11 protein-coding genes and 1 pseudogene are annotated in these 12,795 nt (G+C 63.7%); 8 read left to right on the top strand and 4 right to left on the bottom strand.

Annotated elements, in window-relative coordinates; genetic code table 11:
- Positions 1-285: 285 nt before the first annotated feature.
- The 6 genes from PSUB009319_RS18565 to PSUB009319_RS18540 all read left to right on the top strand — a co-directional run bounded on the left by PSUB009319_RS18565 (position 286) and on the right by PSUB009319_RS18540 (position 5,232).
- Entirely contained in the window at positions 286-783 is a 498-nt protein-coding gene (locus PSUB009319_RS18565; protein ID WP_260393041.1) for a hypothetical protein, read from the top strand.
- 23 nt (positions 784-806) lie between these two features.
- Positions 807-1,391, top strand: coding sequence for a hypothetical protein (locus PSUB009319_RS18560; RefSeq protein ID WP_260393040.1), 585 nt, complete (start codon positions 807-809; stop codon positions 1,389-1,391).
- 28 nt (positions 1,392-1,419) lie between these two features.
- A complete protein-coding gene (locus PSUB009319_RS18555) occupies positions 1,420-2,199 on the top strand; it encodes a cell surface protein (RefSeq protein ID WP_124383670.1) in 780 nt (259 codons plus the stop codon).
- 65 nt (positions 2,200-2,264) lie between these two features.
- Positions 2,265-2,981 carry a C39 family peptidase gene (locus PSUB009319_RS18550; protein WP_124383669.1) on the top strand — a complete coding sequence of 239 codons (717 nt, stop codon included), beginning with the start codon at positions 2,265-2,267 and terminating at the stop codon, positions 2,979-2,981.
- Positions 2,981-3,784, top strand: a complete 804-nt coding sequence (locus PSUB009319_RS18545) for a hypothetical protein (RefSeq protein ID WP_124383668.1) — start codon at positions 2,981-2,983, stop codon at positions 3,782-3,784. Before PSUB009319_RS18550 ends, PSUB009319_RS18545 begins: the two co-directional genes overlap by 1 nt.
- Positions 3,785-3,915: 131 nt before the next feature.
- Positions 3,916-5,232 carry a transporter gene (locus tag PSUB009319_RS18540; RefSeq protein ID WP_124383667.1) on the top strand — a complete coding sequence of 439 codons (1,317 nt, stop codon included), beginning with the start codon at positions 3,916-3,918 and terminating at the stop codon, positions 5,230-5,232.
- Between the two features lie 189 nt (positions 5,233-5,421).
- Here PSUB009319_RS18540 and PSUB009319_RS18535 read toward each other — a convergent pair.
- The 3 genes and pseudogenes from PSUB009319_RS18535 to glmU form a co-directional block, all read right to left on the bottom strand.
- Positions 5,422-6,036, bottom strand: a pseudogene (locus PSUB009319_RS18535) (YitT family protein); the annotation flags it as partial.
- A gap of 257 nt (positions 6,037-6,293) precedes the next feature.
- On the bottom strand, positions 6,294-8,132 hold the full coding sequence (gene glmS, locus PSUB009319_RS18530; RefSeq protein ID WP_124383665.1) for a glutamine--fructose-6-phosphate transaminase (isomerizing): 1,839 nt from the start codon (positions 8,130-8,132) through the stop codon (positions 6,294-6,296).
- Positions 8,133-8,247: 115 nt separating this feature from the next.
- Complete coding sequence (gene glmU / locus PSUB009319_RS18525) at positions 8,248-9,615, bottom strand: bifunctional UDP-N-acetylglucosamine diphosphorylase/glucosamine-1-phosphate N-acetyltransferase GlmU (RefSeq protein WP_124383664.1); 1,368 nt, start codon at positions 9,613-9,615, stop codon at positions 8,248-8,250.
- A gap of 170 nt (positions 9,616-9,785) precedes the next feature.
- Here glmU and PSUB009319_RS18520 point away from each other — a divergent pair, with 170 nt between their 5' ends.
- Entirely contained in the window at positions 9,786-10,724 is a 939-nt protein-coding gene (locus PSUB009319_RS18520; RefSeq protein WP_124383663.1) for a DUF6279 family lipoprotein, read from the top strand.
- Positions 10,725-10,733: 9 nt separating this feature from the next.
- On the opposite strand, the gene ttcA is transcribed toward PSUB009319_RS18520, so the two are convergent.
- The gene (gene ttcA, locus PSUB009319_RS18515) at positions 10,734-11,666 is read right to left on the bottom strand and encodes a tRNA 2-thiocytidine(32) synthetase TtcA (RefSeq protein ID WP_124383662.1); all 933 of its coding nucleotides are present in this window, start codon (positions 11,664-11,666) and stop codon (positions 10,734-10,736) included.
- A gap of 166 nt (positions 11,667-11,832) precedes the next feature.
- Here ttcA and panE point away from each other — a divergent pair, with 166 nt between their 5' ends.
- The gene (panE, locus tag PSUB009319_RS18510; protein ID WP_124383727.1) at positions 11,833-12,783 is read left to right on the top strand and encodes a 2-dehydropantoate 2-reductase; all 951 of its coding nucleotides are present in this window, start codon (positions 11,833-11,835) and stop codon (positions 12,781-12,783) included.
- Positions 12,784-12,795: the final 12 nt, after the last annotated feature.

Below are 12,795 nucleotides of genomic sequence, written 5' to 3'. Positions count from 1 at the left end.
CCCTGAACGCACGAACGCTCCAATCCTGCCGGGTAGCTTGGGGCATCGCGTCGGTGTGAGCGACTACTAGCCGACCATGTGCAATACGCATGTCGGCGCCATCCATCGCGGCGTGGGGCGCAGCGATACACGCTGTTCGATGACCCACCTGTTTCAGCCCTGACACAAAATTCGCTCGCAGAAGCACCGCAATGTGTCTTGAGCCGCCGGAATCTTCCGTAGAAACAGACGTTTAATCGCCATGGCACGGATGTCGCTCTGCTCACCGCCCGGGAGGGGAGAGTCATGTCAACAGCCACCTTGCAGTGCCGTGCTCGGCGCGGGTCGACGATTGTCCAAAACATACTGGTCGCAGGCCTTATGGCCCTGTTCGCCAGCGCATCGGCGCTCGCTGAAGACGGCGACATCGTCGTGCAGCGTGACGTCACGCCGCGCGTCGCGTATCGCGGTGTCCCGACCGAGTCCCTGCCCGTACGAACGGCCATCAGTCCGTTTCCTACGCGCGCATTCAACGGATCCATCGGCTCTGTGATGTCTGCGCTCTCCGACGGAGAGCTCAGCACGTCGCACGCCTCCGCCGGTAGTTCGCTCTCCGGGTTGCAACGCCCCGTCCCTGCATCGCTGGGCGGACTGCAGCCGGGGCCTGGCGCGCTGGCGACCGGGACGGCAACAGGCGGTGCTGCGGTGGCCGGCGTGGGTGGCCAAGTGGTACAAGCCACCGCCGGAATCGCATCCCAAATCAGCGGAGCGCTGATGCCCTTGTCCCGTGGAGGTCAGCCATGAGGAGCTTCGGCGCACGCCACGCCTTGGTTGCCTTTGCCACGCTGCTTGCAGGGACAGTCTGGGCGCAGGGTCTGTCACCGTCAGCCGTGATGGATGGCGAGTTCGCACAGCACACCGCAGGCCGCATCTCTGTGAATCAGGCAGCGGGCACGAGTCACGCACAGGCGAACGTCGCAACCCTCTCGACCGACCAGGCAAACGTGGTGTCGTTGCAGAGCGTCGGCTCTGCGCAAGCGGGGCTTTCTGCTGCGAGCCAGATGTCCGGCGCCGCCTTCAACAGCGCGTCGGGAATCGTTTCCATCAACCAGACCAGCGGTACCGCTAATGCACAGGTCAACGTTGCAGCGATTGCACCCAACGTTTCCGTTATGCAAAAGCAGGTCCGTCATATCGAGCCACTCGCTGACAACGCACTGTCAGGCGTAGCGGCACAACAGGGTCGTCGTCAGGACACCTCACCGGCAACGGAGGGACGGCAAGACGCATCGATTGCATCGACCGCGTTGCGCAATACCTCCGGCGTCGTGCAGGTGAACCAGACGGCTGGAACGGGGAATGTCACGTCCAACACTTTTGTGCTCCGTCCCCCGGCGGGCACTCTTTTTTAACAGCGATAACGGAAGGGAGATTTTCACCATGAAAGCCAAACTGACTGCCATTGCCGTACTGGCCCTGCTTGCCACAGGTGCCGCCTATGCCCACGACCGTGACGATGGTCCGCGCTCTTCCGGCGCGGTCATCAGCAACGTGACCGAAATCAGCAACGACATCCACGTGCAGGGCTATGGCCTGGCACTCGGGCGGATTCCGTTCTCGTCAGAGTCGTCCGCCGTGGTGGATTCCACGCAAAGCAGCAGCAACAACAGCGTCGACCTCCGGCGCGGTGACAACAAGGCCACCGTCAACGACCAGGCTCTGCAGGGCGCCCAGGGTGCAGTGGGCCTGAACGTGGCGGCCGGTGCAGGCAACGCCCAATCCAACGATGTTGCGCTGGCGGCGGTGGATGCCGGCAAGGTGTTCGCTTCCGCCCAGGTCTTTAACAACCAGTCGGACCCGGGTGAGTCGCTCGCTATCGGCAACGCTGTCAATATGGCGTCGCTCAGCGGTAACGCACTCAAAGGCGCCAAGGGCACCATTGGCGTGAACATCGCTGCCGGCGCGGGCAACCTGCAAGAAAACGGCATGGCGGCTTCCACCAACAGCTCGGGCCACATCGCCAAGGCCACGGACTACAACAAGCAGGCCGCAGATAACAACTCGCTGCGACTGAACGGCTGCGACCCGACCAACGTTGCATCGTTGAGCGGTTCCGCACTGATGAACGCCATGGGCAACATTGGCGTGAACATCGCTGCCGGCGCGGGCAACCTGCAACACAACGGTCTGGCCATCGCCACGGCCAAGGCTGCGAACTGAGTCGTGTCAGCCCGGCCCCGTCGCCACAAGCGATGCGGGCTGGGCCAACACCAGGGAGGGGAGCCATGCGAGCGGTGCCGCTATCGAAGGGTGTCGTCGGACTGTGCCTGGTCTGCGGCTGCATGTGGACCGGGCCGGTGGCTTGCGCGGAAGACGGTGCAATCGACCTGCGCGCTGATAACGAGATGCCACTGAGAAAGCCGGTGAAGAGCATGGCGGAGCTGCGCTATCGCAACGTGATGCGCCAGCAGCAGGATTTCAGTTGTGGTGCCGCTGCAGTCGGCACGCTACTGCGCTACGGCTACGGCATAGACATCGATGAGCGCAACATCATCACTGACATGATGAAGGTGAGCGACCCAAAGCAGGTCGCCGAGCAAGGGTTCTCCATGCTCGACATGCGCAACTACGTGCAAACACTGAACTTTCGAGGCCGTGGCTACCGGGTCGACATGACGGCCCTTCGCGACCTCGCGATTCCGGTGATTGTTTTGCTGAACTTGAACGGGTACCAACATTTTGTGGTCGTCAAACGCGCTGCCCAGGGACGAGTGTTCATCGCCGACCCGGCTCTAGGCAATCGCATCATGCAGGAATGGGAATTCGCGCCTGCATGGAATGGCCTCGTATTCGCAATCGTCGGCGAGAAATCGGTGCAGGCTGACTCCGGATTGCTGCAGACCAACGCACCCTCTCTGCGCGCGCGTGAGAACGCAGCGTTCGGGGGAGGCGCTCTGCCCATCCAGATGGAGTTCGGGCCTGCCCGCTGGGACTTGTTCTGATGAAAACCAAAACACTCGCATGGATTGTGCCCCTGGCGTGCGCCGGCTGGTGTGCAGGCGCGGGTGCTGCACTGCCTGGCACATTTGACGCGACTGACGCCCATGACAGTGCAGCGCTGTTCCATTCCGGCACCGTCGTGGAACTCGCCGGAGATGATGAACTGGCGCAGCAACGAGGCAAGTACCTGGGGGCCAGCGTGGTCAGCGGATTCATGGTCGAAATGGCCACGCACTGGCGCAATGAGGCCGGGCAGGCGTCGGCACAAGCTCGGCTGCTGGCCACCGACCTGGCCGGCCATCGCCCGAACGCCGCTGCAAACACGCAAGCGTCGGTGCAGATGGGTGCGGGCTCACTTTCCGGAGTGACCCCAGCCGCGAGCGTGTCGGGCGGTATCGGTGTCCAGGTGAACGGTGTCGGCCAGGTGACCCAGGTAGCAGGTGCCAACAATCTGGCCAGCAATAGCACATCCATCTCGATACAAACCGCATCGTTGCCTACACTGCCTTCTGGCAGCGCTTCAGCGATGGCGGCGCAGAACGGTTTTGTCGCTCAGGCTCAAGCGGGCCTGGGCGGCGTGCAAGTTGCCGTCACCAGCCCAATGGGCGTGGCCTCTCAGGCCGTGACGCCGGGTACGGCAGGGGCGGCGGGGAGCGTCATGCAGGTGGCCCAGATGGCAGGCAACGCGCAAGTGATTGCCAATCAGTTGTCGATTCAGTTGCAAGTACAGACGATGTCGCGCCAGCAATTGGCGCAGATTGGGGTGGCGCAGGCATTGCAATCGGTTGCGGGCTTGCGGCGGTAGCCCGGCATCAAGATGGCCCGAAAACAACGTAGCGCAATACAAGACAGGTATAGAGCAATGGCGCGCAGCAATTGAGCTCGCGCGCCGCTACCGAGACGCTTCAGTCTCAACCTAGCTTTCCGGGGGGAAACATGGAACACCGGCGCACCGCAGTGGCGTGGGCAGTGGCATGTTGGTCGTTGCTTCCAGCAGCGGCCTGGGCGCAAACGGGAGATGAGTCATTCGACGCTCGGCTGGCCAGGTTGTCACGCATCATCGAGCGGCAACAAAAGGTCATCCAGGCGCTTGAGGAGCGCGTCTCAGACCTGGAACTCGTGCGTGTGCGAGGGCGTGGGGTAAGCGGTTCGAGCGGCAGTACGGCAGCGGCAACGGCAGGCGCGGGCACTTCGACAGCACAACCCTCAGGCGCACTGCTTGCGCAATCGACCAACGGCACCGCGCCAGCCTCCGAAAGCACGCCCGCGGGAAGAACCGACCCGAACGAAAAGCCGCGCATCCAGAGCAAAGACCTCGTTTTCCAGTCGGAGCACGCGCCGCTTTTCGAGCGACGTTTCACGCTCGACACAGGCATCAGCTACAGCTACTACGACCGCCGCAATCTGGCGCTCTCCGGCTTTTTGGCCCTGGATGCCATCTTCCTGGGGCAAATCAACCTGGTCCAGACCAAGGCCAACGTGACAACGTTTGACGTCACCGGCCGCTATGGCTTCAGCGATCGCCTGAGCGCAGATTTCACTGTGCCAACTGTGTACCGCTCCAGTACGTTCTTCAGCGGCGGAGCGGGAGGTGCATCCAGCACGGTGAGCGAGGCCGACAAATCCTCCGCCGGTCTAGGCGATGTGAGTGCCGGTCTCTACTATCAACTGGTCAAGGAATCGGCTGACTGGCCTGATATCGTGGGCAGCTTCCGCGTACGTGCGCCGACTGGACGCTCGCCCTTCGGCATCAAACTGATTCAGCCCGACGCCAATAACAACAACCTCATCGTCGAGCAGCAATTGCCCACCGGCAATGGCGTGTGGAGCGGCACGCTGGGCTTCTCGTTCCTGAAGACCTATGACCCGGTCGTTCTGTTTGCCAATGCGAGCTACACGTACTACCTGCCGCGCTCGTTCGGTGACATCTCTTCAACTGCTGGCGTGGTGCAGCCTGGCAAGGTCAAGCTTGGCGACACCATCACCCTTGGCGGCGGCCTGGCCCTGGCGCTCAACGACCGCACGGCGCTTACGATGGCGTATAGCACGGCCGTATCGGGCAATACGCGCATTACGCCAGATGGCGGCGCCCAGCAATCGGTGGTGGGCAGCAAAACCAACGTGGGTACGATGACTTTTGGCATCAGTCATGTGCTGACCAAGAACCTGTCGATCAGTGCCACTTTAGCAATGGGCCTAACGCCAGACGCCCCGAACTATGTGTTCTCGCTGCGCTTCCCGTACACGTGGTAGCCCGAGCGCCGGTGCAGCCGCAGGACAACTACCCGGCGTTCAACTCTCGCTGGATTCGGCCTCCTCCGCGTCAGGGGGCAATACGGCGGCCATGCCGCAGGTCCGAAGTTCGGCCTCGCGCGTGCGAACGTCGAGGTCGGATTGCGCATGGCGCACTGTATCGGCAGCGCCTGTACAAGAAGTCTGCGTGGCCAGGTAGCGACCAGGCCGATGGTTCAACGCAATGCTGAGGTTGAGCGCCACAGCCCCCACCAGCGAGGCCGCCAGCGCCATCGGGCTGATCACGACCAGCGAGGCCAGCACGATGCCCACATCCACCGCCATCTGCAGCTTGCCAGCGCGAATGCCGCACTTGTCCTGCAGATACAGCGCGACGATGTTGACACCGCCCAGGCTGGCCTGGTGCCGAAATAGGACGATGAAGCCCACGCCCATCAACGTGCCTCCAATGACGCCCGCATACAGCGGATTGAGCGACCCCAGCTGTACGAAATACGCGTGCACCTCGCTCAGCCACGACACCAGCGCCACCGCACAGAACGTCTTGAGCGTGAAGCGCCATCCCATGTGCCGCACAGCCAGGTAATAGAACGGCAGATTGATGGTGAAGAACACCACACCAAAGGGCAGCGATGTGGCGTAGTGGATCAGAAAGGCCAAGCCGGCCGTCCCGCCTGACAGCAAACCGCCCTGCTTGAACAGCGTGATGCCGAGCGACACGAAAAGCGTACCGGTAACGATGGCGAGCACGTCCTCAAGCAGGCTATGCCGGGTGACACCGGGGACATTGTCGGGGGCATTCATGGGGGCTCCTTACGGACACCGTGGACACGGCGCCGACTATGCCGCCGGTACGGCCGCCGGTTCTTTGATCCAAGCCAACCCCGCGTGAATCAGATCCCCCCGAGATGTAATGACCCCGCGAAACCTGCACAGGTTAAGCGGCTACCTGCGCGCGATTGACGTGCCATGCGAAATGCCGGGCAAGACAGCTTGTGCCATCGCCAGACACAAAAAAGCCGCTGTCAACAGCGGCTTTTTCATAACAAGCAGTGCTGCGCTTATTCCACCGTCACGGATTTAGCCAGGTTGCGCGGCTTATCTACGTCCGTGCCGCGCGCCAGGGCGGTGTGATACGCCAGCAACTGCAGCGGCACCACGTGCAGGATCGGCGAAAGCTGCCCGTAGTGCTCGGGCATGCGGATCACCTGAATGCCGTCGCTCGACTGGATGTGCGTATCGGCATCGGCAAACACGTACAGCTTGCCACCGCGCGCGCGCACTTCCTGGATGTTGGACTTGAGCTTTTCGAGCAGCGCGTCGTTCGGGGCCACCGTCACGACCGGCATCTCGTCTGTCACCAACGCCAGCGGGCCGTGCTTGAGCTCGCCGGCCGGGTAGGCCTCGGCATGGATGTACGAGATTTCCTTGAGCTTGAGCGCGCCCTCCAGGGCGATGGGGTAGTGCAGACCACGGCCCAGGAACAGCGCGTTCTCGCGGCGAGCGAACTCTTCCGACCACGCGATGATCTGCGGCTCCAGCGCCAGCACGGCGTTCAGCGCAGAGGGCAGGTGGCGCAAGTGGCGCAGCGCGTCTTCTTCCTGATCGGCGTTCAGATGGCCGCGCAGCTTGGCAAACGTCAGCGCCAGCATGTACAGCGCCGCCAACTGCGTCGTGAACGCCTTGGTGGAGGCCACACCGATCTCGGTACCGGCACGCGTGAGGAACTTGAGCTGCGTCTCACGCACCATGGCGCTGGTCGCCACGTTGCAGATGGCCAGCGTATGCGTGTGGCCCAGTTCGCGCGCGTGGCGCAGCGCGGCCAGCGTGTCAGCGGTTTCGCCCGATTGAGAGATCACGACGACCAGCGCGTTCGGATTGGGCACCGTCTCGCGGTAGCGGTATTCGCTGGCCACCTCCACCTGGGTCGGGATCTTGGCGACCGACTCCAGCCAGTACTTGGCCGTACAGCCCGAGTAATAGCTCGTGCCGCAGGCCAGGATCAGCACGCTGTCCACCTTGGGCAGCACCTGGGCCGCTTCGGGGCCGAACAGGTCGGGGCCGAAACCCTGCACGCCTTCGAGCGTGTCGCCCAGCGCGCGCGGCTGTTCGAAGATTTCCCTCTGCATGAAGTGGCGGAACGGCCCAAGTTCCACGGCGGCGGCGTAGGTGCCGACTTCCTTCACTTCACGCTCGACGATCTTGTCGTGTGCGTCAGCCACGGTGAAGCCGTCGCGGGTGAGTTCCACCACGTCGCCTTCTTCCAGATAGGCCATGCGGCTGGCGGTGCCGGCCACGGCCAGCGCATCGGAGGCGAGGAACGATTCGTTCTCGCCAATCGCCACCACCAGCGGGGAGCCTGCGCGCGCGCCGACCACCACGTCGGGGTTGTCGCGCGCGAACACGGCAATCGCGTAGGCGCCGTGCAGGCGCTTGACGGACGCACGCACTGAGGCAAACAGGTCGCCGCGCGTGGCGCTGCTCGGATACGTGTAGGCCTGGTGGATCAGGTGTGCGACGACTTCGGTGTCGGTCTGCGATTCAAAGCCGTAGCCGACGGCCTTGAGCTCTTCGCGCAGCGCTTCGTAGTTTTCGATGATGCCGTTGTGCACCAGGGCGATGGTGTCGCCCGAGAAGTGCGGGTGGGCATTCACCGTGTCCGGCCGGCCGTGCGTGGCCCAGCGTGTGTGGGCAATGCCGATAGCGCCGTCCAGGTGGCTCGTCTGTGCCTGGGTATCCAAATCCGCCACGCGCGACACGGTGCGCGCGCGCTCAAGCTGGCCATCGCGCTGCACGGCCACGCCGCACGAGTCATAGCCGCGGTATTCCAGGCGGCGCAGGCCTTCGATCAGGACGGGAACGATATTGCGCGTGGAAACCGCGCCAACGATACCGCACATGTTGATTTCTCCAGTTGGGGTGGGCGGCACTGTCAATGTGCGCCGCACTCGGTAATTCAGTATCGATGCTCGTGTGCCGAAGCGGCATCCGCTGTTTGGCGCAGGAGAAAGCCTGTCAGCCTTCCTTCTTCTGCTTGACCGGGCGCTGCCAATTTTGAATGGTGGTCTGACGCGCGCGCGAAACCGTCAGCATGCCCTCCGGCGCGTCCTTGGTCAGGGTGGTGCCGGCGCCCAGCGTCGCGCCCTTGCCCACGCGCACTGGCGCCACGAGCTGCGTATCAGAGCCGATGAAGGCGTCGTCTTCGATGATGGTGCGGAACTTGTTCGCGCCATCGTAGTTGCAGGTGATGGTGCCCGCGCCGATGTTCACGCGCGAGCCGACCGTGGCATCGCCCACATAGGCCAGGTGATTGGCCTTGCTGTGGGCCGCGATCTGGCTGTTCTTCACCTCGACAAAGTTGCCGATGTGCACGTCTTCAGCCAGTTCGGTGCCCGGGCGCAAGCGCGCGTACGGGCCGATGCGCGAGTCGGCACCCACCTTGGCTTGTTCGATATGGCAGAACGGCAGGATCTCGGCACCGGCTTCGATGGCCGCATCGCGGATCACCGCATTCGCACCGATGCGCACGCCGTCGGCCAGCGTGACGCTGCCTTCGAAGATGCAGTTGACGTCGATCACCACGTCGCGGCCGCACGTGAGCTTGCCGCGCACGTCGATGCGCGCCGGGTCGATCAGCGTGACGCCGTCTTCCAGCAGTTGCTGCGCGAGGTTGCGCTGGTGAATGCGCTCCAGCTCGGCCAGTTGCACCTTGCTGTTCACGCCCAGCGTTTCCCACTCGGCCAGCGGGTGCGCAGACGTGATGGGCACACCTTCGGCGGCGGCGCGTTCAATCACGTCGGTCAGGTAGTACTCGCCCTGCGCGTTGTCGTTGGACAGCGTGGCGAGCCAATTCTTGAGCTTGGCTGTCGGGCAAACCAGGATGCCGGTGTTGACCTCGTGAATGACAAGCTGCGTTTCGTTGGCATCTTTCTGCTCGACGATGCGGGTGATGCGGCCCGCGGCATCGCGCACGATGCGGCCATAGCCGGTTGGGTCGCACAGGTGCACGGTCAGCACGCCCAGGTGGTCGCGGCCGGCGGCACCCACCAGTGCGTCCAGCGTTTCGGCACGGGTGAGCGGCACATCACCGTAGAGCACAAGGGTGGGCACGCTTTCGTCGAGCTGGTCCACAGCCTGCATGACGGCGTGGCCGGTGCCAAGCTGCTTGTCTTGCGTGGCGAAGACGACGTCTGGCGCGCCAACCATCTCGCGCACCCGGTCGCCGCCGTGGCCCACCACCACCACCAGCCGCGTCGGCGACATGGACCGCGCAGTTTCAATGACGTGCGCCAGCAGCGGTTTGCCGGCCAGGGGGTGCAACACTTTCGGCAGGGCGGAGCGCATGCGTTTGCCCATGCCCGCAGCAAGGATGACGATATTCACAAGGAGGTTCCTAGAGTGACTCGAAGTGATAGCCTGCGATGGGACCGCCAAGCACGCTGATAGCCGCCCGGAACCCATCGCCCGCCATCTCCCCTCAGGATGGCCGGACCGCCTGCCAACCCTTCTGCGGGGCGCTTTGCGGCGTATAAGACACAGTAAAAAATTTTAACATGCGCCCTCCCCCCCAACTGAACCGGTCAAACGGTGGAATTGTTGCAGTTACGCCATTGCCGGGCCGGCTAGGCCGCTGGCTGGTCGTACTGGCGGCGGTCAGCTTGTTGGCGTGGCTGCCGGCCTGCAGCACCCTGAAATTGGGCTACCAGCAGGGCGCACGGCTCACGTATTGGTGGGTCGATGGGCAATTCGACCTGCAGGACGCCCAGGTTGGCCCCACCCGCGACGCGATCGGCCGCCTTTTTGCCTGGCACAGGCAGGATCAGCTACCGCGCATGGCGGCCGTGCTGCAGCGCGCACAAGATGAGTTGCAGCAGCCCGTGACCGCCCCGCAAATACGGGTGTATCAGGACGCCTTCCAGCAGTTCGGGCGCGCCGCGTTCGACCAGGCCAGGCCCGACATTGCCCGCCTGCTGCTGAGCACCACACCGGCGCAGCTCATGCACGTGCAGAACAAGCTGGACGAGAGCAACGCAAAATTCCGCCGCCGCTATCTGGGCGACACCCCCGACGAACGCCTGCGCGCCCGCATCAAGAAAGTCATGAAAGATGCACGGCTGATGTACGGCAATTTCTCGGCGGAGCAGGAAGAGGCCATCCGGGTGGCCATCACCCCGATGGTGGACAGCACCCCCGCCCGGTATGAAGAGCGCCTCGCCCGGCAGCGCCTCTGGCTGTCATTGATTGCGCGAGTGCAGCAGGAACACCCGGATGAAGCGACCGTCGCGCAGTGGCTCGCTGCCTATGCCGACCAGTGGCAGCACGCGCCCGGCGAGCGCGGCAACCAGCAACGCCTGCGCCGCGAGGCCGACACGGCCATGCTGGTGACCATCGCCAACCTGACCACGCCGCGCCAGAAACAGCACGCACGTGAGCGGCTGCAAGGCTGGATCGACGACGTGCGTGACCTGATGCGCGACGCCAGAGCGAGATAGCGTTAAGCGTTAGCCCACGGCTGGCGCGTCGGCGGGCTGATCGCCGGGCTTGCGCTCGAAGCGCACGAACTCAATGCGGTCGTCGTGCGAGCCGGCAAACACCAGCGGCGCCTGGTCGTAGGCGGTCTGGCCGAACAGCGCGTCTTCGCCGATCTTCGCCAGGCCCGTGGTCAGACCGTTGAAATCAAACAAATCGGTATCGGCCAGGTGCGACGGCACCACGTTCTGCAACGACGCGAAGATGTTGTCGATGCGGCCCGGCGTCTGGCGCTCCCATTCCAGCAGCATCTCCTTGACCTTCTTGCGCTGCAGGTTTTCCTGCGAGCCGCACAGGTTGCACGGGATGATGGGGAACTCCATCGCGCGGGCGTAGGAAGCGATTTCCTTCTCGGCGCAATAGGCCAGCGGGCGGATGACGATGTGCTCGCCGTTGTCAGTGGCCAGCTTGGGCGGCATCGACTTCATCTTGCCGCCGAAGAACATGTTCAGAAAGAACGTGTTGACGATGTCGTCGCGGTGATGCCCCAGCGCGATCTTGTTGGCGCCCAGCTCCTTGGCGGTGCGATAGATCACGCCGCGGCGCAGGCGCGAGCACAGCGAGCACGTGGTCTTGCCCTCGGGCACCTTCTCCTTGACGATCGAATAGGTGTCCGCCTCAACGATCACGTATTCCACGCCCAGCTTTTTCAGGTAATTGGGCAGCACCTCGGCCGGAAAACCGGGCTGCTTCTGATCGAGGTTCATGGCAATCAGCTTGAAGTCGACCGGCGCACGCTTTTGCAGCGCCATCAGCACCGACAGCATCGTGTATGAATCCTTGCCGCCGGACAGGCACACGAGGATGGTGTCGCCGTCTTCGATCATCTTGAAGTCGCCGATGGCGCGGCCGACCTGCGACTGCAGACGGGTTTCGAGGCGGTGGAAGTTATTGGAAAACGTCATGGCATATCGACCCCGCTGGCGCTGAATAATGGCCGAACGGGCGTCAAATCGTGAGGAAAATCAGCATTTTAGCGCGCGCGGGCCAGCGTCTGCAGGGCTGGCCGAACAGGCCTAGAATCGACTGCCTATCTTCTGCTCGATGGAAACGAACCCAATGACGACAGCAATGCGGATTCTGGTACTCGGGGCCGGCGGCACCGGCGGCTACTTTGGCGGACGGCTCACCCAAGCGGACGCGGACGTCACCTTTCTGGTGCGCCCCGCGCGCGCGGCACGGCTGCGCGAACACGGCCTGGAAATCCGCAGCCCGTTGGGCGACGTGCGCTTCCCCATCCAGGTCATCACCGCCGACGAGGCTGCCGGATGGACCCAAGGCGGCCACGCCGACCTCATCCTGCTGAGCTGCAAGGCCTATGACCTGGATGACGCCATCGCCGCGGTCCGCCCCGTGGTGGGCGAGCGCACGATGGTGCTGCCGTTGCTCAATGGGCTGGCGCATCTGGAACGGCTCGACGCCGCCTTTGGCGAATCCCGCGTGCTGGGCGGGCTGTGCCATATCAGCGCGGCCAGCGCACCGGATGGCGCCGTGCTGCACCTGAACCCGCTGCACTCCATCACGTTTGGCGAGCGCACCCCCAACGCGCCGCGTGAACGCACGCAAGCCATCAAGAACGTCTTCGCCACCGCGCAGTTCGACTCGGTGCTGGCCGAGAACGTCATGCAAGACATGTGGGAGAAGTTCGTCTTCATCACCTCGCTTGCCTCGATGACGTGCCTGATGCGCGCATCGGTGGGCGAGATTGTCGCCACCAATGAAGGCAAGGCATTGAATGAGGCAATGTTTGCCGCGTGTGAAGCCGTGTCGGCCGCGTCGGGGTATCCGATCCGCCAGCAGGCGCGCACGCGCGGGCTCGAGTTCCTCACCAAGGCGGGCTCGCCGATGACCGCGTCGATGCTGCGCGACCTGGAGAGCGGCGGCCGCGTGGAGGCCGACCAGATCGTTGGCGACATGCTGCGGCGCGGGCGGGCGCTGGGCGCGGAGGTGTCGCTGTTGCGCGTGGCGTATGCGCACTTGCAGGCGTATCAGCAGCGGTTGTTGCGGCCCGCTGTTGGCTGAGCAGACAACGAC

The organism is Ralstonia sp. SET104, assembly GCF_003851545.1.
Lineage (GTDB): Bacteria > Pseudomonadota > Gammaproteobacteria > Burkholderiales > Burkholderiaceae > Ralstonia.
Note: the sequence above shows the minus strand (reverse complement) of the source record. Positions and strands in the feature narration are given on the sequence as shown.

Bases quoted from the DNA above. Each gene is read 5' to 3' on its own strand.
- PSUB009319_RS18565 (WP_260393041.1), top strand. From the start codon at position 286: ATGTCAACAGCCACCTTGCAGTGCCGTGCTCGGCGCGGGTCGACGATT.
- PSUB009319_RS18555 (WP_124383670.1), top strand. From the start codon at position 1,420: ATGAAAGCCAAACTGACTGCCATTGCCGTACTGGCCCTGCTTGCCACA.
- PSUB009319_RS18550 (WP_124383669.1), top strand. From the start codon at position 2,265: ATGCGAGCGGTGCCGCTATCGAAGGGTGTCGTCGGACTGTGCCTGGTC.
- PSUB009319_RS18545 (WP_124383668.1), top strand. From the start codon at position 2,981: ATGAAAACCAAAACACTCGCATGGATTGTGCCCCTGGCGTGCGCCGGC.
- PSUB009319_RS18540 (WP_124383667.1), top strand. From the start codon at position 3,916: ATGGAACACCGGCGCACCGCAGTGGCGTGGGCAGTGGCATGTTGGTCG.
- glmS (WP_124383665.1), bottom strand. From the start codon at position 8,132: ATGTGCGGTATCGTTGGCGCGGTTTCCACGCGCAATATCGTTCCCGTC.
- PSUB009319_RS18520 (WP_124383663.1), top strand. From the start codon at position 9,786: ATGCGCCCTCCCCCCCAACTGAACCGGTCAAACGGTGGAATTGTTGCA.
- ttcA (WP_124383662.1), bottom strand. From the start codon at position 11,666: ATGACGTTTTCCAATAACTTCCACCGCCTCGAAACCCGTCTGCAGTCG.
- panE (WP_124383727.1), top strand. From the start codon at position 11,833: ATGCGGATTCTGGTACTCGGGGCCGGCGGCACCGGCGGCTACTTTGGC.